Genomic DNA, 21,126 nt, shown 5'->3' with positions numbered 1-21,126 from the left:
GGGACGTTCGGTATGACGGGGAGCAAGTGATGGCAGGCGGAACGAACTTCGAGGGCGTTGACCACGCCGGGCTCAGGGTCATGGTCGACAGCAGCGACCCCGGGAAGGTTGTGAGCCGGGGGACTCAGCTGAAGTCTGCCGGTGACGTCCTGAAGGACCTCAGTGCGGCGCTCAAGTCGCACGTCGACCAGATCAACTGGGAAGGCCCGGCCGCCGAGGGCTTCAAGGCGTGGGCCGGCAACTTCCACCGGACGGCGGCGCTGCTGGGCGACTACTCCGGCAACGTGGGCAAGGCCATCAACGTCGCGGGCGATGCGCTCAGCACGGCCAAGGCCGCCATGCCCCAGCTGCCGACGACCGAGATCGACAAGGTCCAGCAGCACAAGGACCAGAAGATCCCGTACATTCCCGCGGACTTCGAGACCCGGTACGGCGTCGGCGCCACCGTCGACTCCGTCATGAAGCAGGCCAACCCCAGCTGGGTGACCGCGGCCGAGGCGCAGGCGGCGCAGAAGAAGGTCGAGCAGGAGCACCAGGAAGCCGTCAACCAGATGGTGAAGCTGGCGCAGGCCTACGACGCGGTGACCACGACGCTGAACGGGCTGGAGACGCCCGCGGAGCTGAAGCCGCCGGGTGAGGGCGGCGGCGTCGGTAGCAGTGAAGAAGTCGGCACTGGGGGTGGCGGCGGCACCGGCTCCGGTGGCGCTTACCACACCCCTCGCACCGGCGGTGGTGGCGGCGGTGGCAGCTACAGCCCGCCCGGTGGCGGTGGTGGCGGCGGTTCGGTGACCCCCCGTCCGCCGGCCACGGTCCCGAACAACCCGAGCGACCCGGGTGGCGTCCTGCCCCCGTCGCACGGTGGCCAGGTGCCGGTGCCGCGGGATCCCGGATCTCCGATGCCGGCCCCGATGCCGACCTACCCGGGCGACCGTCCGGGTACGGACCTCAACAGCCTGCCGCCGACCCCGACTCTTCCGAACCAGACCGGCCCGTACACGCCGGGCGGCGGTGGCCAGCTTCCCCCGACCGTGCCCGGTGGTGGCCAGCCCGGCTACCCGAGCGGCCCGAACGCGAACAGCAACTTCCCGGGGACCGGACCGTTCACGCCCGGCGGTGGTGGCTACGTGCCGTCGAAGTCGACCACGAGCAACACGTTCGGCGGCGGCAAGCTGCCTGCGAAGAACACCACCCAGGGCATTCCTGGCAGTGGTCCGGTCTTCGGCCGTGAGGCCCAGGCCGGCCGGTCCGGTGTCGGCGGCAGCAACAGCGGCATGGGCGGCCAGGCGGGCGGCATGCACCCGGGGATGGGTGGTCACGGCGGCTCAGGTGGCTCGGGTGGCAGCGCACGCGGCCGCGGGCTGACCTCGACCGGCGGCGGGACAGTCGGCGGGCGCAAGGGACCGACTACGGGCGGCGAGTTCACGCCAGGGGGTACGGGTCTGCGCCGGGCCGGCGCCCCCGGTGCCGAAGGCGGGGCACGTTCGGGTCAGAACGGGATGATGGGCGGCCCCATGACGGGCGGCGGAACGGGCAAGAGCGAGCGCGAGCGCCGCAACCGGGCCGACTACCTGCACGAGGACGAGGAGACCTGGACCAGCGGTACGCCGCAGAGCAACCCGAACGTGATTGAGTAGGACGACAACGACTGCCCGGCCACTGGGCTCGCCCCGGTGGCCGGGCAGATGTGCACGGGGCAATGGTCCTCGGCCGACGGGGAGACCGACGAGGGAGCAGTAATGCGGCGGACGGGCAGCGGGACGCGTAGATGGAGCCTGGCTTCCGCGTTCTTGGCGGCGGGCTTGATCGCGGGAGTGGCGGCGGCCCCGATCGCTGCGGCTGACTCGATTCGTGAGCAGCAGTGGCACCTCGATGCCATGAAGGCGTCGGACATGTGGAAGGTCAGCAAGGGCCAGGGGGTCACGGTCGCCGTGATCGACAGCGGGTTCAAGCTGGACCATCCGGATCTGGCCGGGCAGCTACTGCCGGGGAAGGACCTCAGCGGGCTTCCGGGCGGGGTTGGCGCGTACACCGAGAGCCACGGTACGGAGATGGCCGCGCTCGTGGTGGGCTCCGGCAAGGGGATGAACGGGAACGGTGCCTACGGGCTGGCTCCCGGTGCCAAGGTGTTGCCCGTCAAGATCAAGAACAACGACAACGCCACCGGTGTGAGTTCGTCGGAGTTCCTGAGTCAGATCGACCAGGGGATCACCTACGCCGCCGACCAGGGGGCGAAGGTGATCAGCATTTCGCAGGCAACGTCGGCCGCGCAGCTGTCGGCTGACGACCTCGCCGGCCTCAAGGCGGCCGTCGATCACGCGCGTTCCAAGGGGTCCCTGGTGGTGGCGGGCGTCGGGAACTCGGCGCAGTCCGGCAACCCGGTTCAGTACCCTGCGGCGACCCCTGGTGTTCTCGGCGTCGGCGCTGTGGACCGCGAAGGGAATGTCACCGCCGAGTCCGAGCGGGGACCGCAGGTCGACCTGGTCGCGCCGGGGATCGAGATCTACAACGCCTGCACGGCTTCCTCGGGCTACTGCAAGGGGCACGGCACGTCCGATGCGACGGCGCTGGTGTCGGCTTCGGCCGCGCTGGTGTGGGCGGCGCACCCCGACTGGACCGCCAACCAGATCACCCGGGTGCTCATCAACACCGCGGGGAAGCCGAGCGACGGGTCCGTTCGAGCCGACAACATCGGTTACGGGGCTGTTCGGCCCCGGGTCGCGCTGACCGAGCCCGGTGATCCGGGGCCGGCGGATGTGAACCCGATTCAGGAGAAGGCCGTCGAGACGTCCGCAGCCTCGCCGTCGGCCGTTCCGACGTCTCCTGCCAGTGCGTCCGGCGCCGCGTTGCCGGGGGTGAGCACGCCACCGAGCGTGGGCAGTGCCCCGCTCGGCGCACCGGCTGCCGAGGGCGAGGGTTCCGGCAGCGTGGTGTCGGTGGTGGCCGCGGTGGTTGGTGGGTTGGTGCTGGTGGCGGCGGTGGCGTTTTTCGTGGTGCGGGGGCGTTCCGTGAGGCGGGGTGCGAGTGCGGTGGTGCCGCCGATGCCGCAGCAGGTGGGGCCGGGTGTTCCGCCGCCGCCGGCGTACGGGCCGCCGGCGCCGCCGAACGACAATCCGTACACGAGGTAGTCGGGGCGAGAACTGCACTGCCCGGCCGCAGGGGTGAACCCGGCGGCCGGGCAGCGTTCTTGTCGGGAAGAATGAGGGGGCCCTGGTGAGGCGTGACAAGGCGTGGACGCAGTTGGCAGGGGCTGTGGCTGCGACGGGGGTGTTGGCTGCTGGCGTGGTCATGGGGCCGGCCGTGGTGCCGGCGTCAGCGGAGTCGATTCGCGGTAACCAGTGGCACCTGGACGCCATGCATGCGCCGGAGATGTGGAAGGCCACCAAGGGGGAGGGCGTCACTGTCGCCGTGATCGACAGCGGCTTCAAGCTGGATCACCCGGACCTGGTGGGGCAGTTGCTGCTGGGAAAGGATTTCAGCGGTCTTCCGGGCGGTGTCGGTACCTTCCCCAGTGGACACGGTACGGGGATGGCCAGCCTCATCGCAGGGACCGGCAAGGGCAGGGGAGGGCAGGGCGCATTCGGCCTGGCTCCCGGTGTCAAGGTTCTCCCGCTGAAGATCAAGAGCGATGCCAGCAGCTCGTCCGAGTTCCTCGGTCAGATCAGTCAGGCCATCACATACGCTGCCGATCAGGGCGCCAAGGTCATCAGCATCTCGCAGGGCATGGATGTGGCCTACGCCGGTTCTGACGATGTCGCCAAGATCAACAGTGCGGTTGCGCAAGCGAGGGCCAAGGGCGCCTTGGTGGTTGCCAGCGTCGGGAACTCCGCGCAGGGTGACAACCACGTGGAGTATCCCGGGGCGCTTCCGTACGTGGTCGGGGTCGGTGCGGTCGACCAGAGCGCCGCGGTCACGGCCGAGTCGGAGCGGGGGCCGCAGGTTGATCTCGTGGCACCCGGGGCCGACATGGTCGATGCCTGTACCGGTGAGACCGGCTACTGCAAGGGCCACGGAACGTCGGATGCCACTGCGATCGTGTCTGCCTCGGCGGCGCTGCTCTGGTCGGTACACAAGGACTGGACTGCGAACCAGGTCCTGCGGGTGCTCATCAACACGGCGGGGAAGCCGACCGACGGATCCCAGCGCACGGATGCCGTCGGGTTCGGCTCGGTTCGTCCGCGGATCGCGTTGACGACCCCGGGGGACCCCGGTCCGGCCGACACTTATCCGATTGTGGAGAAGGCGGCGGAGACCCCCGCAGCTTCCCCGTCCCCGTCCTCGGCCACGGCGAGCGCCTCGGCGCCGCTCGTTCCTAGCTCGGCTCCGAGCGCGGACGGCACGCCGGTGGGGGTGCAGCCGGCGGCTGCCGAGGGTGAGGGTTCCGGGAGTGTGGTGCCGGTGGTGGCGGCGGTGGTCGGGGGGTTGGTGCTGGTGGCGGCGGTGGTGTTCTTCGTGGCGCGGGGGCGTTCCGTGAGGCGGGGTGCGAGTGCGGTGGTGCCGCCGGTGCCGCAGCAGGTGGGGCCGGGTGTTCCGCCGCCGCCGGCGTACGGGCCGCCGGCGCCGCCGAACGACAATCCGTACGCGAGGTAGTCGGGGGAAGATGTGACTGCCCGGCCGCAGGGGTGAACCCGGCGGCCGGGCAGTTCTGTTGGGCGCGCCGTTGTGCCTGGGGTGGGCGTGCGGGTGGGGGTTTGCGCCGGGGTCACCCGGGTGGGTGCTGTTGGTGGTGGGTGGGGGGTCGTCAGGGTGGCGGTATGGATACGCAGGACGCCCGGCGGGCGGCTCAGGTGCGGAGGGCCGCGGCGGCGGCGCTGATCGGTACCGCGATCGAGTTCTACGACTTCTTTCTGTACGGGACGGCGGCCGCCCTCGTGTTCGGGCCGGTGTTCTTCCCCGGGCTGGGGGCGGTGGGGGCGTTGCTGGCGGCGTTCTCGGTGTACGCGGTGGCGTTCCTGGCGCGGCCGCTGGGGGCGGTGGTGTTCGGGCACTTCGGGGACCGCTTGGGGCGGAAGGCGACGTTGCTGGTGTCGCTGCTGCTGATGGGGCTGTCGACGGCGGCGGTGGGGTTGCTGCCGGGGTACGGGGTGTGGGGGTGGTGGGCGCCGGTGGCGCTGGTGGTGCTGCGGGTGTGCCAGGGGGTGGGGCTGGGCGGGGAGTGGGGCGGTGCGGCGCTGCTGATCGCGGAGAACGCGCCGGCCGGGCGGCGCGGGCGGTACGGGGCGTTCCTGCAACTCGGGCCGACGATCGGGTTCGTGCTCGCCAACGGGGTGTTCCTGGGGCTGCAACTGGTGCTGGACGAGCGGGCGTTCAACGGCTGGGGGTGGCGGGTGCCGTTCCTGGCGTCGCTGGGGATGGTGGCGGTGGGGCTGTTCGTGCGGCTGCGGATCGAGGAGACGCCGTTGTTCGCGGCGGAGGCCGGGCGGGTGCGGGAGCGGCCGCCGGTGGTGGAGGTGCTGCGCGGGCACTGGCGGACGGTGCTGGCCGGCTGCGGGATGATCACCGTGGGGTACGCGATGTTCTACCTGACCACCACCTACGCGCTGGCGTACGCGACGACCGGGCTGGGGGTGCCGAGCACGCTGGTGCTGTCGATGCTGCTGGCGGGCGGGGTGGCGATGGGCGGGACGGTCTGGGTGAGCGCGCGGCGCAGCGACGGGTGGGGGCGGCGGCGGACGCTGCGGGTGGCGACGGTGCTCGCGGTGCTCTGGGCGCCGGTGTTGTTCCCGCTGCTGGAGACGGTGCGGCGGCCGTTGATGTTCCTGGCCCTGGCGGGGGCGATGGTGCTGCTGGGGTGCCTGATCGGGCCGGTGGCGGCGTATCTGCCGGAGCTGTTCCCGACCCGGGTGCGGTACACGGGGGCGGCGTTGACGTACAACCTGGGCGGGGTGGTGGGCGGGGCGACCACGCCGTTGATCGCGACCAGGCTGACCGAGGCGTACGGCACGGCGGAGCCGGTCGGCTGGTACCTGGTGCTGCTGGGGGTGGTGGCGCTGGTGTGTCTGCGGTTGCTGCCGGAGACCAGCGGTACGGACCTCGCGGTGGCCGGGGCGGCCGCCGGACGCCGCCGGGCGCCCGTGCTGGGGGCGGATCCGGCGGCGTGAGGGCGTCGGGCGTGCGACGTGGCGGCAGAGCCGGGGGAGTGTCAGGCGGCCTGGGCGGCGCGGCCGGCCAGCAGGGTGGCGGTGTGCTTGGCGACCCGCTCGCCGAGGTGCTCGGCGGTGGCGATGTCGGCCTTGTGCACCGTGTCGGTGCCGCCGTCGGCGGGGGTGGAGGCGGCGGCACCGGCGAAGAAGCCGAGGCGGTTGAGGTCGTCCTCGGTGCCGGCGGAGGAGTTCCAGCCGGGCTTGAGGCCCAGGTTGACCCAGTGCATGCCGTGCTGGGCGGCGAGGGTCTGGAAGAAGCCGAGGGTGCCGGACTTGTCGCCGCTCTTGGAGGCGGAGTTGGTGAAGCCGGCGGCGACCTTGTCCAGCCAGGCGTTGCCGAACCAGCGCTTGCTGCTGGCCTCGGCGAAGGTGTGGAAGGCGCCGGAGGCGGTGCCCATGTAGGTGGGCGAGCCGAAGACGATCGCGTCCGCGGTGTCCAGCCGGTCCCACTGCTCGTCGGTGATGGTGTCGACGGCGATGGAGACGGCCTCGGCTCCGGCGGCGGCGACGCCGCGGGCGACGGCCTCGGCGATGACGGCGGTGTGGCCGTAGCCGGAGTGGTAGGCGATGGCGACGGTCGGGCGGATCGCGGTCATGGCGGGGTGCTCCTCGGTGAAGGCGTGGGTGACGGCGCCGCTGGGGCGTCGTGGGGGCAAACGCAGGCGGATGGAGGCGGAGCGGGCGCGGGAGGGCACCCGGTGCAGGGCGGGGCCGGCGAGGGCCGCCCCGGGCCAACGGTCTCCAATATAGACCAGGTCTCCAATAGATACCAAGGATGGATTGGAGACCTCCGGTTACCCTGGAGGAATGACGACGCAGGAGCAGGCCCGCGCCGGGGCCGGGGCCGCGCAGGCCCAGGAGCTTGATGTCTTCGCCCAGCTCTGTCCGAGCCGGGCCGTGTTCGCCGAGCTGGTGGACAAGTGGTCGATGCTGATCCTGATGGGCCTCGACGAGTTCGGGCCGCAGCGGTTCTCCGAGCTGCAGCGCGGGGTCGACGGGGTCAGCCGGAAGATGCTCACCCAGTCGCTGCGCTCCCTGGAGCGGAACGGGCTGGTGCGGCGGACCGTGCACCCCGAGACGCCGCCGCGGGTGGTCTACGACCTGCTGCCGCTCGGCCGGGAGCTGGCCGCTCTGGTCTCGCCCGTCGGGCGCTGGACGGAGGAGCGCACCGGGCAGATGCTGGCGGCGCGCGAGGAGTTCGACCGGGCGCACGCCGACGGCTGAGCAGCGGGGGCGGCTCCCGCGGAGGGCCGGGGATCGATTTCACTTTCCGGTCCCCGGCCGTGTAATGTCTTCCTTGTTCGAGCGAGCCAGTGAGCACGTGAGAACAGCAGGGAACAGGCCCCTATAGCTCAGTCGGTAGAGCGTCTCCATGGTAAGGAGAAGGTCTGCGGTTCGATTCCGCATGGGGGCTCAGCTGAAGGACCCCCGCCCAGTGGGCGGGGGTCCTTTGCATGTGCCCGGGCCCTTGCGTTGCGCCCGAACCGGCCCCGGCCCCGGTGTGGGGGAGGCGGCCTAGCGGGTCGGGTACGGAATGCGCTGTGATGGTGGGTCATCGGCCGTCCGCCCCACCGGGTGCGGGCGCGGGCCGGACCCCGACCGGGAGGGCGTCATGGGCGTTCGACTCGTGGTCGTCGACGACCACCGGCTGCTGGCCGAGGCGCTGGCCACCGCGCTGCAACTGCGTGGCCACCGGGTGCTCGCCGTCGGCTCGCCGGCGAGCTCCGCCGCCGACCTGGTGGCCGGGCGCCGGCCGGAGGTGTGCCTGCTCGGCGTCGCCGGGCCGGGCGAGGCGGGCGCGTTCGACGGACTGCGCCGGATCCGCCGGGAGCGGCCCGAGGTGGCCGTCATCGTGCTCGGACCGGTGGGTGAACTACGCGGCGTGGCGGGCGCGTTCGCGGCCGGGGCGGCGGGTTACGTACCCAGCGACGAGCGGATCGAGGTGGTCGAACGGGCCATCGCGCGGGCCCGGGCGGGGGAGGCGGCGGTCACGGTGGACATCCTGCGCGGCGCCTTCGACCAACTGCTGCGCCCGGCGGCCGAGTCGGACGACGAGGCGGTGCGGCTGCTGCGGCTGCTGACCCGACGTGAGGTCCAGGTGCTGGCCCGGATCGCGGACGGCGAGGACACCGCGGCGATCGCGGCGGGGATGCGGATCGCGGCCAGTACGGCCCGGACGCACGTCCAGCGGGTGCTGATGAAGCTCGGCGCGCGCACCCGGCTGGAGGCGGCGGCGGTGGCGGCCCGGACCGGGCTGCTCGACCGGGTGGCCCGCGACTGAGCACCGCCGTCGCGGCCGGCCACGCGCCCCCCGCGAGCGGCCGGGGCGGGCATCCCGGGCGCACCCGCGGGCACCCGGCGCGCACCCCGCAGGCCGCCGGCACGCGTCGGCCGGGCGGCCCGGGTGCGGCGGCGGGGAGAACGGGGCGCGACGGCGGGGAGAACGGCGCGGACCACCGGGCCCGGCCGGGGGCGACGGTCCGGAGCACCCCGGCGGCCAGGGAGAATGGGCGCCAGTCCTACGTACGTCACCGATGGACCGCCGACGCGGCGGGCCATCGTCCGCTGGAGGTCGCATCATGAGTAAGTACCTGGTCACGGGTGGTGCCGGCTACGTCGGCAGCGTGGTTGCCGCCCACCTGCTGGAGGCGGGACACCAGGTGACCGTCCTGGACGACCTCTCCACCGGGTTCCGCGAGGGCGTGCCGGCCGGCGCCGAGTTCGTCGAGGGGCGGATCCAGGAGGCCGGCAAGGTCCTGGACGGCTCGTTCGACGGGGTGCTGCACTTCGCCGCCTCCTCGCAGGTCGGCGAGTCGGTCGTGGACCCGGAGAAGTACTGGCGCAACAACGTGGCCGGCTCGCTGGAGCTGATCAGCGCGATGCGCACGGCGGGCGTGCGCAAGCTGGTCTTCTCCTCCACCGCCGCCACCTACGGCGAGCCGGAGGTCGTGCCGATCGCCGAGACCGCCCGCACCGCGCCGACCAACACCTACGGCGCCACCAAGCTGGCCGTCGACCACCTGATCACCAGCGAGGCCGTCGCCCACGGCCTGGCCGCGGTGTCGCTGCGCTACTTCAACGTGGCCGGCGCGTACGGCGCGTACGGCGAGCGGCACGACCCCGAGTCGCACCTGATCCCGCTGGTCTTCCAGGCGGCCCTCGGGCAGCGCCCGCACATCGCGGTGTACGGCGACGACTACCCGACGCCGGACGGCACCTGCATCCGCGACTACATCCACGTGGCGGACCTGGCCGACGCGCACCTGCTGGCGCTGGACGCGGCCAAGCCGGGTGAGCACCTGATCTGCAACCTGGGCAACGGCAGCGGCTTCTCGGTGCGCGAGGTGATCGAGTCGGTGAAGCGCGTCACCGGCCGGGAGATCCCGGTGCAGACCGAGGGCCGCCGTGCGGGCGACCCGGCCGTGCTGGTGGCCTCCGCCGAGCGCGCCCACCAGGCGCTGGGCTGGACGCCGCGCCGTCCGAACCTGGACGACATCGTGGCCGACGCCTGGAAGTTCACCCTGGAGAAGAACGGCCTGTAGGACCGGACGTCCCGCGGAGCGCCGCCCCCGCCCGGCAGGGCCGGGGGCGGCGCTTCCGCGTTCGCGGCAAGCGACGGCGCGACGGTCCGACGCCGCGACGGCGCGAGGTCACCGGCCAGGGGCCGTGTGGTCACGGGCCAGGGGCCGCGTAGGCGCGCAGGAAGGCCCGGACACCGGCGACGACGATCTCCTCGGTCTCGTCCGGGCCGAGCGGGTACGCACCCCAGTACGAACGCTGGGTGATCTCCGTCGCGGTCAGCAGCACGAAGTGGGTGGCCGCCCGTCCCGGGTCGGGCGCCGTCAGCCACCCTTCCTCCGCCAGTTCGCCGAACCGCCGCCCGAGCGCGGCGAGCACCCGGCGCGGTCCGGCCTCCTGCCAGGCGTCCAGGGCGGCCTTCGGCAGGTGCCGGGCCTCGGCGTTGATCTGGCGGACCAGGCCGAAGTGGTCCGCGAACTCGGCCAGCGGGCTGGCCCAGGCGTGCGCGAACGCCGTGAGGTCCTCCTCCAGGTCGGTGACCTTCCCGAGCCGGCGCTCGATGATGTCCAGCTGGGCGTCGCCGACCTGCGCGGCGCTCTCCTGGAGGACGGTCTGGAAGAGCAGTTCCTTGCCCGCGAAGTGGTTGTAGATGGTGCGGGTGGACACCCCGGCCTCCGCGGCGATGGCGTCGATGCTGGCGCGGGTGTAGCCGTCCCGGCCGAAGACCGTGCGGGCGGCCCGGGTGATGGCCTGGCGCTTCTCGGTCAGGCCCCGGCGGGGCCGGTCCGGTGTTTCCTGCCGGCTGGTCATTGAGGCTCCCTCCAGAAATTTGCAGTGACCGTTGTACTGATTGCCATACACGTTGTACTTTACCTGACGTGCCGTCCGGACGGGCGGTGGCCACAGCAACGCATCCCTGGAGACCGCCATGTCCGAGACCCCCTTCCGCCTCGCCGTCATCATCGGCAGCACCCGGCAGGGCCGCTTCGCGCCCACCGTCGCCGACTGGTTCGTCCGCACCGCCGGACAGCGCGCGGACCTCGACCTCGACGTCGTCGACCTGGCCGAGTACCCGCTGGCCCACGTGGGCGAGCAGCCCACGGCCGAGCAGGCCGAGCGGCACGCCGCGCTCTCGCCCCGGCTGGCCGCCGCCGACGCCTTCGTGGTGATCACCCCGGAGTACAACCACAGCTTCCCGGCCGCCCTCAAGAACGCCATCGACCTGCACGGCGCCGAGTGGCGGGCCAAGCCGGTCGGCTTCGTCTCGTACGGCGGCCTCGGCGGCGGGCTGCGCGCGGTCGAGCAGCTGCGGCTGGTCTTCGCCGAGCTGCACGCCGTCACCGTCCGGGACTCCGTCAGCTTCCACAGCGCCTGGGCGGCGTTCGGCGGCGACGGCGAGCCGGTCGACCCGACCGTCCCGAACGGCGCCGCGAAGGGCATGCTCGACCAGCTCACCTGGTGGGCGCACGCGCTCCGGGACGCCCGCACCGCCCGCCCGTACGGCGTCTGAACCGCGGGCGGGGGGAACGACGATGACCACCGCCACCGGGCCCGCCACCGCACGGGAGCCGGCCACCGCGCCCGGCCCGCGCACCGCCGCCGTCGCCGCCGTCGTGGTCCTCGGCTCGCTGATGACCGTCCTCGACACCACGATCGTCAACGTCGCCCTCAACCGCCTCGCCGCGGACTTCGCCGCCCCGCTCGCCACCCTCCAGTGGGTCACCACCGGCTACACCCTCGCGCTCGCCACCGTCACGCCGGTCACCGCGTGGGCGATCGGCCGGTTCGGCACCCGCCGGCTCTACCTGACCGCGCTCGCCCTGTTCGTGCTCGGCTCGGCCCTGGCCGGCGCCGCCTGGGACGCCCCCTCGCTGATCGCGTTCCGGGCCGTGCAGGGCCTCGGCGGCGGCATGGTGATGCCGGTCGGGATGACCGTGCTGGTCCGCGCCTCCGACCCGGCCCGGACCGGCCGCACCATGAGCGTGCTCGGCATCCCCGTCCTGATCGGCCCGCTGGCCGGGCCGGTGATCGGCGGCTGGCTGGTGGACGAGGCCTCCTGGCGCTGGGTCTTCCTGGTCAACCTGCCGATCGGCCTGGTCGCGCTCGCCCTCGCCGCCCGGCTGCTGCCCCGCGACGGCGCCGGCACCGCCCGGCACCGGCTGGACCTGCTCGGCCTGCTGATGCTCTCCCCGGGCCTGGCCGCCCTGATCTACGGGCTGGGCACCGAGCACGGGAACCCCGGCGCCGCCGGCAGCCTGCTGCCCGCCCTGGGCGGCGCGGCCCTGGTCGCCGGGTTCGCCGTCCGGGCGCTGACCGCCGCCGAACCGCTGCTCGACCTGCGGCTGCTCGCCCGGCGCGCCTTCGCCGGCCCCGCCGCCACCATCGCCCTGTTCGGCTGCGGCTACTTCGGCTCGATGCTGCTGCTCCCGCTCTACTACCAGCTGGTGCGCGGCCAGAGCGCCACCGACGTCGGCCTGCTCGGCATCCCGCAGGCCCTCGCGACCGGCCTCACCATGCAGTGCGCGGGCCGGCTGGCCGACCGCTTCGCCCCCGGCCGGATCGTGCTGACCGGCGCCGCGGTGGCGACCGCCGGCTTCCTGGGCTTCACCGTCCAGGTCGCGGCCGGCACCCCGTACTGGCACCTGATCGCCGCGCTGGTGGTGATGGGCACGGGCGTCGGCATGACGCTGATGCCGGCCATGGCGGCCGCCACCCGCAGCGTCGCCCCCGCCGAGGTCCCGGCCGCGACCACCCTGGTCACCATCGTCCAGCAGGTCGCCGGCTCGGTCGGCACCGCCCTGATGTCCGTCCTGCTCGCCGGAGCGATGGCCGACCGGCTGCCGGCGGCGGGCGACGGCGCGACGGCCGGCGGCGGCCTGGCCGCCGTACACGCCCTGGACGACGGCGCCCGGGCCGCGCTCGCCCCGGCCCTGGCGGAGGCCTTCCGGGACACCTACGGCTGGGCCGTCGCCCTGCTCGCCCTCGCCCTGCTGCCCGCGCTGCTGCTGTCCCGCCGGAGTGCGGGCCGCGGGACCGCGGGGAGCACCGGGGGCGCCGGGGCCGTGGGGAGCACCGGGGCCGCAGGGAGCGCCAGGTCACGCGGGGTTCGCACCTCCTGACGAAACTTCACCAAACCCCCACGTCGCCGCCCCCCACCCCGTACGCTGAATTCGGTACCGGTGGGGGTCGGCACCTTCGGGCCTCCCGGGAAACGGGGGGTGGGCGGCGGAGGAGTGCCCAGGTCACGGCGGTGGAACGGGGGGCGTCACCCCGCGCGCCGGCCTGGTCCGGGCAGGGGGGAGTGACGATGGGGCGGATCCGCGTCCTGGTGGTCGACGATCACCGGATCTTTGCCGAGGCGCTGGCCGCGGCGCTCGCCGCCGAGCCCGACGTGGAGGTCGGTGCGGCCGGCAGCGCCGCCGCCGCCGAGCGGGCGCTGGAGCGCGCCGCCCTGGAGGGGCGGGCCTTCGACGTGGTCCTGATCGACGCCGACCTCGGCACCGATCCCGGCACCGCCGCCACCCGTCAGCAGGGCCAGCCGGGGCCTCAGGGCCAGCAGGGCCAGCCGGGCCAGCCGGGTCCTCAGGGCCAGCCGGGCGCCGATCCGCCCGACGCCGTCCGGCGCCGTCCTCCGGCCGCCGTGCCCGCACCCCGCCGGCCCGCCGTCGCCGCCGGCCCGCCCGCCGCCGCGGGCACCGCCCCGCAGCAGGGTCCGGCCGCCTCACCACCCGCCGCCGCGCCGCCCGCCGCCGGCCCGCCCGCCGCCCGGTCGTACCACCCGGCCGTGCCGCAGCCCGCCGCCGCCCCGGTCCCCGACGGCATCACCCTGCTCGCCCGGGCCCGCCGCAACCACCCCGCGCTGCGCGCGATCGTCCTGGCCACCGCCGACGACCCGCACCGCGCCGCCCGCGCCCTGCACGCCGGCGCCACCGGCTGGGTGGCCAAGGAGAGTTCGCTGTCCCGTCTGCTGGCGGTGGTCCGCGGTGTGCTGCGGGACGAGACACACCTGCCGCCCGCCCTGCTCACCGGCGTGATCCGGGAGCTCACCACCGCCCGCCGGGACCGCACCGAGAGCGAGCGGCTGGTCGACACGCTCACCCCCCGGGAGAAGCAGATCCTGCGCTGCATGGTCGCCGGCCTCGGCCGGCAGGCCGTCGCCGAGCGGCTCTACCTCTCCCCGCACACCGTGCGCACCCATATGCAGAACGTCCTCGGCAAGCTCGGCGTGCACTCCACCCTGGCCGCCGTCGCGGTCGCGCGCCGGGCGGGCATCAGCCCGTCCGAGCCGCCCGCGCCCGCCGCGCCGTCGTCCGTCGCCACGACCACGGCTCCCGGGGCCGGCTGATCCGCCCGTCCGGCCCGTCCCAACCCGTCCCGCCCGAGGGCGGTGGGTGCGGTGGAAGGGCGGGCGGGTGTCAGCCCGGGATGTTGTCGAAGGGGGCGACCAGCTGTCGCAGCAGCCCGGCGAGCTCGCCCTGCTGGACCGAGCTGAGCTGGGCGAGCAGCTCGCGCTCGTGCGCGAGGAGTCCGGCGAGTGCCTGGTCGGCGCGGTCGCGGCCGTCGTCGGTGAGCCGGACCAGCACGCCGCGCCGGTCGTCCGGGTCGGGCAGGCGCTTGACCAAGCCCTTGCCGGTGAGGCGGTCGATCCGGTTGGTCATGGTGCCGGAGGTGACCAGGGTCTGGGTGAGCAGCTGGCCGGGGGAGAGCTGGTACGGGGAGCCGGCCCGCCGCAGCGCGGTCAGCACGTCGAACTCCCAGGGCTCCAGCCCGTGCTCGGCGAAGGCCGTCCGGCGGGCGCGGTCGAGGTGCCGCGCGAGCCGGCTGACCCGGCTGAGCACCTCAAGCGGTTCCACGTCGAGGTCGGGGCGCTCTCGGCGCCATGCTGCGACCAGGCGGTCGACCTCGTCCTCCATGGCGATCAGTGTATCGGGGGATGTGTCGATGTGAAGTCTCTTGACGTCGAGAAATGTAACCTGGAAGCTGCATGCAGATATCTTGATGTCGAGATACTTGTGAGGCCGGCCATGACCGCTCCCCTCTGGGACCCCGAGCAGTACCTGCGCTTCGCCGACGAACGGACCCGCCCGCTGCACGACCTGCTCGCGCGCGTCCCCGCCGTCCCGCACGAACCCGCCGCCACCGTGCTCGACATCGGTTGCGGCCCCGGCAACTCCACCGCCGTCCTGCGGGAACGCTGGCCCGCCGCCGGGATCACCGGCATCGACAACTCCGCCGCGATGCTCGCCACCGCCCGCAGCACCGGCGAGCCCACCGCCGACTACCTGCTCGCCGACGCACGCGACTACGACCCGGCCCCGGCCCGGCCGGACCTGATCGTCTCCAACGCGGCCCTCCAGTGGATCGGCTTCGGGGCGGACGGCCCACCACGGCCCGGCCACCTCGGACTGCTGCCGCGCTGGGCCGACGCCCTGCCACCGGGCGGGGCGATCGCCTTCCAGGTCCCCGGGAACTTCGGCTCGCCCAGCCACACCCTGCTCGCCGGCCTGCGCCGCAGCCCGCGCTGGCGGGCGGCCCTCGGGGACGACGCCACCCGGGCCGGCGTCCACGAACCGGACGAGTACCTCCGGGCCCTCGCCGACGCCGGCTGCACCGCCGACGTCTGGGAGACCACCTACTGCACCCTGCTCCCCGGCCCCGACCCGGTGCTGGAGTGGGTCAAGGGCACCGCCCTGCGGCCCGTCCTCGCCCGGCTCACCGACCCCGCCGAGCGGGACGCCTTCCTCACCGAGTACGGCGCACTGCTCCGCGAGGCCTACCCGGCCGGACCGCACGGCACCGTCTTCCCGTTCCGGCGGATCTTCGCGGTCGGGGTCAAGCGGGGCGACACGGGGTGAGACCCGCGCGCCGCCCGCGACCGCCGGACGGCCCTCAGGCCTTCCGCTCGCCGACCAGCTTCGGGTGCCGCTCCATCCCCTCCAGGCCGTGCCAGGCCAGGTTGACCAGGTGGGCGGCCACCTCGGCCTTCTGCGGCTTGCGCACCTCCAGCCACCACTGGCCGGTCAGCGCGACCATCCCGACCAGCATCTGCGAGTACATCGGGGCCAGCCGCGCGTCGAAGCCGCGCGCCTTGAACTCCAGGCCCAGGATGTCCTCCACCTGCGTCGCGATGTCGCTGATCAGCGAGGCGAAGGTGCCGGTCGACTGGGCCACCGGCGAGTCCCGGACCAGGATCTTGAAACCGTCCGTCGACGTGTCGATGTAGTCCATCAGCGCGAACGCCGCCTGCTCCAGCAGCTCCCGCGAGTGCCCGCCGGTCAGCGCCCCCGTCACCATGTCCAGCAGCAGCTGCATCTCGCGGTCCACCACCACCGCGTACAGCCCCTCCTTGCCGCCGAAGTGCTCGTACACCACCGGCTTGGACACCCCGGCCCGCTCGGCGATCTCCTCCACCGAGGTGCCGTCGTAGCCGCGCTCCGCGAACACCGCCCGGCCGATCTCCAGCAGCTGCTCGCGCCGCTGCTTCCCGGTCATCCGCACCCGGCCGCCCCGGCGGCGGCCCGCCGGCGCAGCGGCACCCGCCGGGGCAGCGGCACGCGGCCGGCCGTGCGCCGCATCGGGCGCGGCGTCCGTCCGCGTGCTCTCGTGGCCGCCTGTGCTGTCTGCGCTGCTCCCGTTCACCCCTACATCATGCTGCAGGCGCGCCCTCATGCGGCGCGGCGGGCGGCGATCCGCTGCGCGTCCGGCCAGCGCACGTCCCGGGCCCAGCCGGCCAGCTCGAACCAGCGGATCAGCCGGGCCGAGGAGTCGACCTGCCCGCGCAGCACGCCGTGCCGGGCCGAGGTGGGGTCGGCGTGGTGCAGGTTGTGCCAGGACTCACCGCAGGAGAGGACCGCCAGCCACCAGACGTTCCCCGAGCGGTCCCGGGAGCGGAACGGGCGGGTGCCCACCGCGTGGCAGATCGAGTTGATCGACCAGGTCACGTGGTGCAGCAGCGCCACCCGGACCAGCGAGCCCCAGAAGAACGCGGAGACCGCACCCTGCCAGGAGAGCGTGACCAGCCCGCCGACCAGCGGCGGCAGCAGCATCGAGAGCGTGGTCCAGAGCCAGAACAGCCGGGAGACCACCCTTATGGCCGGGTCGCGCACGAGGTCCGGCGCGTACTTCAGCTGCGGGGTCTGCTCCTCGTCGAAGAGCCAGCCCATGTGCGCCCACCACAGGCCCTTGAGCAGCGCCGGGACGGTCTCGCCGTAGCGCCACGGCGAGTGCGGGTCGCCGTCCTTGTCGCTGAACCGGTGGTGCTTGCGGTGGTCGGCCACCCAGCGCACCAGCGGCCCCTCGATCGCCAGGCTGCCGGCGATCGCCAGCGCCACCCGCAGGGCCTTGTTGGCCTTGAAGGCGCCGTGGGTGAAGTAGCGGTGGTAGCCGATCGTGATGCCGTGGCAGGTGAGGAAGTACATGACGGTGGCGATCGCGAGGTCGGTCCAGCCCAGTCCCCAGCCCCAGGCCACCGGGACGGCGGCCACCAGGGCGGCGAAGGGCACGGCGATGAACAGCCCGAGCGCGACCCGCTCGGCGAGCCCCTGCCGCTCCCCGCCGCGGGTGGCGGAGAGCAGCGTCGGGGCGGGGTCGATGGAGTGCGCGGTGTCGGTGCGCGCCTCGCCGGCCTGGATGGTCATGGGGGTCCCTCGAGGGCGTGGGGGGCGGAGGCTACGTTGGCGTAACCTACGGCATCGTAGGTTGTGCCCGGCGGCGAGGGGAATACACGGTGGCGGGCGCTTGAGTGAATTCACCCGACTGGATGGATGAAGTGCGGATTCGCTCCGTGTCGGGACCACTCGCACACAGACTCGCCGCATGCGAGCCAAGACCGAGCAGCGCGAAGCCGCCCGCCGCCTCCGACGCGAGGGGCGGACCTACGACGAGATCCAGGCCGAGCTGGGGGTGTCGAAGAGCTCGATATCCCTGTGGGTGAGGGACCTCCCGGCGCCGAGGCCGAGCCGGGAGCGGATGCGGAAGGCGGCCGAGACCCGCTGGGGGCCGGTGCGCAAGCGGCGAGAGGAGGAGCGGCAGGCGACGAAGGCAGCAGCGAGAGCCGAGATCGGCCCGATGAGTGACCGGGAGCTCTTTCTGCTCGGCGTGGGGTTCTACTGGGCCGAGGGGACGAAGGACAAGCCGTACGACCGCCGTGAGCACGTGCAGTTCGTGAACAGTGATCCGGACGTGGTGGCACTCTTCCTGAACTGGCTGGCGTTGCTGGGAGTCTGCCGCAGCCGGTGGCGGCTGCGGGTGATGATCCATGAGACGGCGGATGCGGTGGCAGCCCGGCGCTACTGGTCGGACAAGACGGGCGTGCCGCCCGAGGACTTCCAGCGGACGACGCTCAAGCGCCACAGTGCGAAGACGGCGCGGAAGAACACTGGCGAGGGCTACCACGGCTGCTTGGTCGTGACTGTGCTGGGGAGCGCCGACCTCTACCGTCGCATCGAAGGCTGGTGGATGGGCGTAGCTGATACACAGCGCAGGGAGGACTCGGGTAGGGTCTGACCAACTATCCGCCGTGGGGTAATTGGCAGCCCGCAGGCCTTTGGAGCCTTGCAGTGATGGTTCGAGTCCATCCGGCGGAGCATTGCGTGTGGCTGGGGCCGTCAGATCCAGGCCAAGCTGGCCGTTTCCTTGCCCCGGTTATCCTCTAGGCGCCAGGGCGTAGACGTGCAGATCCGCTCTCTGGTCTGTCTGCCCTCCCTGTGAACCGACTGAGGAGCCTCCACCCGTGAGCGCCATTTCTCCTGCCGCCGTTGTCGTGCTCGCCGCCGGTGGCGGGACCAGGATGAAGTCGAACAGCCTGCCCAAGGTGCTGCACGAGGTGTGCGGGCGGTCGCTGGTCGGTCATGCGGTGGCGGCGGCCGAGGAGCTGATGCCGCAGCAGCTGGTCGTGGTGATCGGGCACATGCGGGAGAAGGTGCAGGAGCACCTGGCGGCGCACCACCCCGCGGCGCGTGCCGTGGTGCAGGCGGAGCAGAAGGGCACCGGGCACGCCGTGCGGACGGCGCTGGAGGCGCTGGCCGCGGACGGTGTGGAGCTGGACGGCACGGTGATCGTCACCACCGGGGACGCGCCGCTGCTGACCGGTGGGACGCTGGGCGCGCTCGCCGCCGCGCACACCGAGCAGGGCAACGGCGTCACCGTGCTGACCGCCGTGGTGCCGGACCCGTTCGGCTACGGGCGGATCCTGCGGGACGAGGCGGACGGCGCGGTCGCGGCGATCGTCGAGGAGAAGGACGCCTCGGACGCCCAGCGGACGATCGCGGAGATCAACTCCGGTGTCTTCGCCTTCGACGCCAAGCTGCTGGCCGAGGCGCTCTCCCGGGTCACCACCGACAACGTGCAGGGCGAGGAGTACCTCACCGACACCCTGGAGATCCTGCGGACGGCCGGCCACCGGGTCGGTGCCGTGGTGGCCGCGGACTACCGGGACATCCTGGGCATCAACGACCGGGTGCAGCTGGCGCAGGCCCGCCGGCTGCTGAACGACCGCCTGCTGGAGCGGGCGATGCGCGCGGGTGTCACCGTGGTGGACCCGGCGACCACCTGGATCGACGTCCAGGTGACCTTCGAGCCGGACGCGGTGGTGCTGCCCGGTACGCAGCTGCAGGGCCGCACCCACCTGGGCGAGGGCTGCGAGGTGGGCCCGAACTCGACGCTCAAGGACACCCGGATCGGCGCGGGGGCCCGTGTGAGCAACACCACGGCGGACTCCGCCGAGGTGGGCGACTTCGCGGCCGCCGGCCCGTACGCGTACCTGCGGCCGGGGGCGAAGCTGGCCCGCAAGGCGAAGGTCGGCACGTACGTCGAGGTGAAGAACTCGGAGCTGGGCGAGGGCGCCAAGGTGCCGCACCTCTCCTACATCGGGGACGCGACCATCGGCGAGGGCACCAACATCGGCGCGGCCTCGGTCACGGTGAACTACGACGGCGTGAACAAGCACCGCACGGTCATCGGGGCCCACTGCCGCACCGGCTCCGACAACATGTTCATCGCCCCGGTCACCGTCGGCGACGGCGCGTACACCGCGGCCGGCTCGGTGATCGCCACCGACGTTCCGCCGGGCGCACTGGGCGTGGCCCGCGCGCAGCAGCGCAACATTCCGGGCTGGGTGGAGCGCAAGCGCCCCGGCACCACGTCGGCCGCCGCGGCCGCCGCCGCGACGGAGGAGTCCGGGGAGGCGTGAGGGCCGGCGGTGGTCCGAGGGGCGGTCCCGGGGCGGACGGTTTCTGCGCGGGCGCGTAACCTTGGGGACATACGTGCGCCATGGGGCTTAGGCCCGTGTCCAGGCGTACCGACAATCCCCGACCCCTATCGCCAGCGGGCTCGCGCCTGTCTGCGGTGCGGCGGGTTCAGCGTCAGCAACGCGAGGAGACGGTGCAGTGAGCGGGATCACGACGTCGGGTGAGAAGAAGCTGAAGCTCTTCTCCGGCCGTGCCCACCCGGAGCTGGCGAGGGAGGTGGCCGAGGCGCTGGAGACGGACCTGGTCCCGACCAAGGCGCTGGACTTCGCCAACGGTGAGATCTACGTCCGCTTCCTGGAGTCGGCGCGCGGGGCGGACTGCTTCGTGATGCAGAGCCACACGGCTCCCATCAACCAGTGGATCATGGAGCAGTTGATCATGATCGATGCTCTGAAGCGGGCCTCCGCCCGGAGCATCACCGCGATCCTGCCGTTCTACGGGTACGCCCGCCAGGACAAGAAGCACCTGGGCCGGGAGCCGATCTCCGCCCGCCTGGTCGCGGACCTGCTGCGTCAGGCGGGTGCGGACCGGCTGATGGCGGTGGACCTGCACACCGCGCAGATCCAGGGCTTCTTCGAGGGTCCGGTCGACCACCTGTTCGCGCTGCCGCTGCTGGCCGACTACGTCGGCGAGCGGGTGGACCGCTCGAAGCTGACCATCGTCTCGCCGGACGCCGGCCGGGTGAAGGTCGCGGACCAGTGGTGCGACCGCCTGGACGCGCCGCTGGCGATCATCCACAAGCGCCGTGACATGACGCAGGCGAACACGATCCTGTCGGCCGAGGTGGTCGGTGACGTCAAGGGCCGGGTCTGCGTCCTGGTCGACGACATGATCGACACCGCCGGCACGATCTGCGCCGCGGCCGACGCGCTGTTCGAGAACGGCGCCGCGGACGTGCTGGTGGCGGCCACCCACGGGGTGCTCTCCGGCCCGGCGGCCGACCGCCTGAAGAACTCCCGGGTCAGCGAGTTCGTGTTCACCAACACCCTGCCGACCCCGGCCGAGCTGCAGATGGACAAGATCACCACGCTGTCCATCGCCCCGTCGATCGCGGCCGCGATCCGCGAGGTCTTCGAGGAGGGCTCGGTGACGAGCCTGTTCGAGGGCGTGCACTGATCGCGGGCGTGCAATCCGCCTTGTACGGGCCCTCGACCGGGACGCCGATGTAGTCGGCCTGGTCCTGGGTCAGCGTGGTCAGCTTCACGCCCAGCGCGTCCAGG

The 21,126-nt window shown here is 73.0% G+C and carries 19 protein-coding genes, 2 tRNA genes and 1 pseudogene; 16 read left to right on the top strand and 6 right to left on the bottom strand.

Translation table 11 applies throughout. From position 1 onward, the window contains the following. Positions 1–29 precede the first annotated feature (29 nt). The 4 genes from ABZ885_RS08210 (at position 30) to ABZ885_RS08195 (ending at position 6,098) form a co-directional block, all read left to right on the top strand. Positions 30–1,634 (top strand): hypothetical protein, encoded by a 1,605-nt coding sequence (locus tag ABZ885_RS08210; RefSeq protein WP_360184838.1) that lies wholly within the window; start codon positions 30–32, stop codon positions 1,632–1,634. A gap of 177 nt (positions 1,635–1,811) precedes the next feature. Continuing rightward, entirely contained in the window at positions 1,812–3,125 is a 1,314-nt protein-coding gene (gene mycP, locus ABZ885_RS08205; RefSeq protein ID WP_360184836.1) for a type VII secretion-associated serine protease mycosin, read from the top strand. An 85-nt stretch (positions 3,126–3,210) separates the two neighbouring features. Then, positions 3,211–4,587: a S8 family serine peptidase gene (locus ABZ885_RS08200; protein WP_360184833.1), complete on the top strand. Its 1,377-nt coding sequence runs from the start codon at positions 3,211–3,213 to the stop codon at positions 4,585–4,587. A gap of 164 nt (positions 4,588–4,751) precedes the next feature. Then, positions 4,752–6,098: an MFS transporter gene (locus ABZ885_RS08195; protein WP_360184830.1), complete on the top strand. Its 1,347-nt coding sequence runs from the start codon at positions 4,752–4,754 to the stop codon at positions 6,096–6,098. Positions 6,099–6,139: 41 nt separating this feature from the next. Here the strand turns inward: ABZ885_RS08195 and ABZ885_RS08190 are convergent, their stop codons facing one another. After that, entirely contained in the window at positions 6,140–6,736 is a 597-nt protein-coding gene (locus tag ABZ885_RS08190; RefSeq protein WP_360184828.1) for a flavodoxin family protein, read from the bottom strand. 211 nt (positions 6,737–6,947) lie between these two features. Between ABZ885_RS08190 and ABZ885_RS08185 the strand changes: the two genes are divergently transcribed. The 4 genes from ABZ885_RS08185 (at position 6,948) to galE (ending at position 9,682) form a co-directional block, all read left to right on the top strand. Next, positions 6,948–7,364, top strand: a complete 417-nt coding sequence (locus ABZ885_RS08185; RefSeq protein WP_360184825.1) for a helix-turn-helix domain-containing protein — start codon at positions 6,948–6,950, stop codon at positions 7,362–7,364. 117 nt (positions 7,365–7,481) lie between these two features. Further along, positions 7,482–7,554 (top strand) — tRNA-Thr (locus ABZ885_RS08180). A 198-nt stretch (positions 7,555–7,752) separates the two neighbouring features. Then, on the top strand, positions 7,753–8,421 hold the full coding sequence (locus ABZ885_RS08175) for a response regulator transcription factor (RefSeq protein WP_360184822.1): 669 nt from the start codon (positions 7,753–7,755) through the stop codon (positions 8,419–8,421). A 298-nt stretch (positions 8,422–8,719) separates the two neighbouring features. Continuing rightward, a complete protein-coding gene (gene galE, locus ABZ885_RS08170; RefSeq protein ID WP_360184820.1) occupies positions 8,720–9,682 on the top strand; it encodes a UDP-glucose 4-epimerase GalE in 963 nt (320 codons plus the stop codon). Between the two features lie 130 nt (positions 9,683–9,812). Here the strand turns inward: galE and ABZ885_RS08165 are convergent, their stop codons facing one another. Then, positions 9,813–10,469, bottom strand: coding sequence for a TetR/AcrR family transcriptional regulator (locus ABZ885_RS08165; protein ID WP_360184817.1), 657 nt, complete (start codon positions 10,467–10,469; stop codon positions 9,813–9,815). A 118-nt stretch (positions 10,470–10,587) separates the two neighbouring features. On the opposite strand from ABZ885_RS08165, the gene ABZ885_RS08160 reads away from it, so the two are divergent. The 3 genes from ABZ885_RS08160 (at position 10,588) to ABZ885_RS08150 (ending at position 14,004) form a co-directional block, all read left to right on the top strand. Then, entirely contained in the window at positions 10,588–11,169 is a 582-nt protein-coding gene (locus ABZ885_RS08160) for an NAD(P)H-dependent oxidoreductase (protein WP_360184814.1), read from the top strand. 22 nt (positions 11,170–11,191) lie between these two features. After that, positions 11,192–12,778 carry a DHA2 family efflux MFS transporter permease subunit gene (locus ABZ885_RS08155; protein ID WP_360184811.1) on the top strand — a complete coding sequence of 529 codons (1,587 nt, stop codon included), beginning with the start codon at positions 11,192–11,194 and terminating at the stop codon, positions 12,776–12,778. 188 nt (positions 12,779–12,966) lie between these two features. After that, a complete protein-coding gene (locus ABZ885_RS08150; RefSeq protein WP_360184809.1) occupies positions 12,967–14,004 on the top strand; it encodes a response regulator transcription factor in 1,038 nt (345 codons plus the stop codon). Between the two features lie 70 nt (positions 14,005–14,074). Here ABZ885_RS08150 and ABZ885_RS08145 read toward each other — a convergent pair whose 3' ends face one another. Then, positions 14,075–14,572, bottom strand: a complete 498-nt coding sequence (locus tag ABZ885_RS08145; protein WP_360184807.1) for a MarR family transcriptional regulator — start codon at positions 14,570–14,572, stop codon at positions 14,075–14,077. Between the two features lie 111 nt (positions 14,573–14,683). Between ABZ885_RS08145 and ABZ885_RS08140 the strand changes: the two genes are divergently transcribed. Continuing rightward, positions 14,684–15,514 (top strand): methyltransferase domain-containing protein, encoded by an 831-nt coding sequence (locus ABZ885_RS08140; RefSeq protein WP_360184804.1) that lies wholly within the window; start codon positions 14,684–14,686, stop codon positions 15,512–15,514. A 34-nt stretch (positions 15,515–15,548) separates the two neighbouring features. Here ABZ885_RS08140 and ABZ885_RS08135 read toward each other — a convergent pair whose 3' ends face one another. Further along, complete coding sequence (locus ABZ885_RS08135; RefSeq protein WP_360184801.1) at positions 15,549–16,298, bottom strand: TetR/AcrR family transcriptional regulator; 750 nt, start codon at positions 16,296–16,298, stop codon at positions 15,549–15,551. A gap of 26 nt (positions 16,299–16,324) precedes the next feature. Next, on the bottom strand, positions 16,325–17,296 hold the full coding sequence (locus tag ABZ885_RS08130; RefSeq protein ID WP_360184799.1) for a fatty acid desaturase: 972 nt from the start codon (positions 17,294–17,296) through the stop codon (positions 16,325–16,327). A 178-nt stretch (positions 17,297–17,474) separates the two neighbouring features. On the opposite strand from ABZ885_RS08130, the gene ABZ885_RS08125 reads away from it, so the two are divergent. The 4 genes from ABZ885_RS08125 (at position 17,475) to ABZ885_RS08110 (ending at position 21,022) form a co-directional block, all read left to right on the top strand. Then, complete coding sequence (locus ABZ885_RS08125; RefSeq protein WP_360184796.1) at positions 17,475–18,164, top strand: hypothetical protein; 690 nt, start codon at positions 17,475–17,477, stop codon at positions 18,162–18,164. 7 nt (positions 18,165–18,171) lie between these two features. Then, a tRNA-Gln gene (locus ABZ885_RS08120) sits at positions 18,172–18,244 on the top strand. Between the two features lie 146 nt (positions 18,245–18,390). Next, positions 18,391–19,848 (top strand): bifunctional UDP-N-acetylglucosamine diphosphorylase/glucosamine-1-phosphate N-acetyltransferase GlmU, encoded by a 1,458-nt coding sequence (gene glmU / locus ABZ885_RS08115; protein WP_360184794.1) that lies wholly within the window; start codon positions 18,391–18,393, stop codon positions 19,846–19,848. Positions 19,849–20,044: 196 nt separating this feature from the next. After that, positions 20,045–21,022 carry a ribose-phosphate diphosphokinase gene (locus tag ABZ885_RS08110; RefSeq protein WP_360184792.1) on the top strand — a complete coding sequence of 326 codons (978 nt, stop codon included), beginning with the start codon at positions 20,045–20,047 and terminating at the stop codon, positions 21,020–21,022. A gap of 13 nt (positions 21,023–21,035) precedes the next feature. On the opposite strand, the pseudogene ABZ885_RS08105 reads toward ABZ885_RS08110, so the two are convergent. Continuing rightward, positions 21,036–21,126, bottom strand: a pseudogene (locus tag ABZ885_RS08105) (adenosylhomocysteinase); the annotation flags it as partial.

Source organism: Kitasatospora sp. NPDC047058, assembly GCF_040643935.1.
GTDB lineage: Bacteria > Actinomycetota > Actinomycetes > Streptomycetales > Streptomycetaceae > Kitasatospora.
This window is presented reverse-complemented; position numbering and strand designations above follow the sequence as displayed.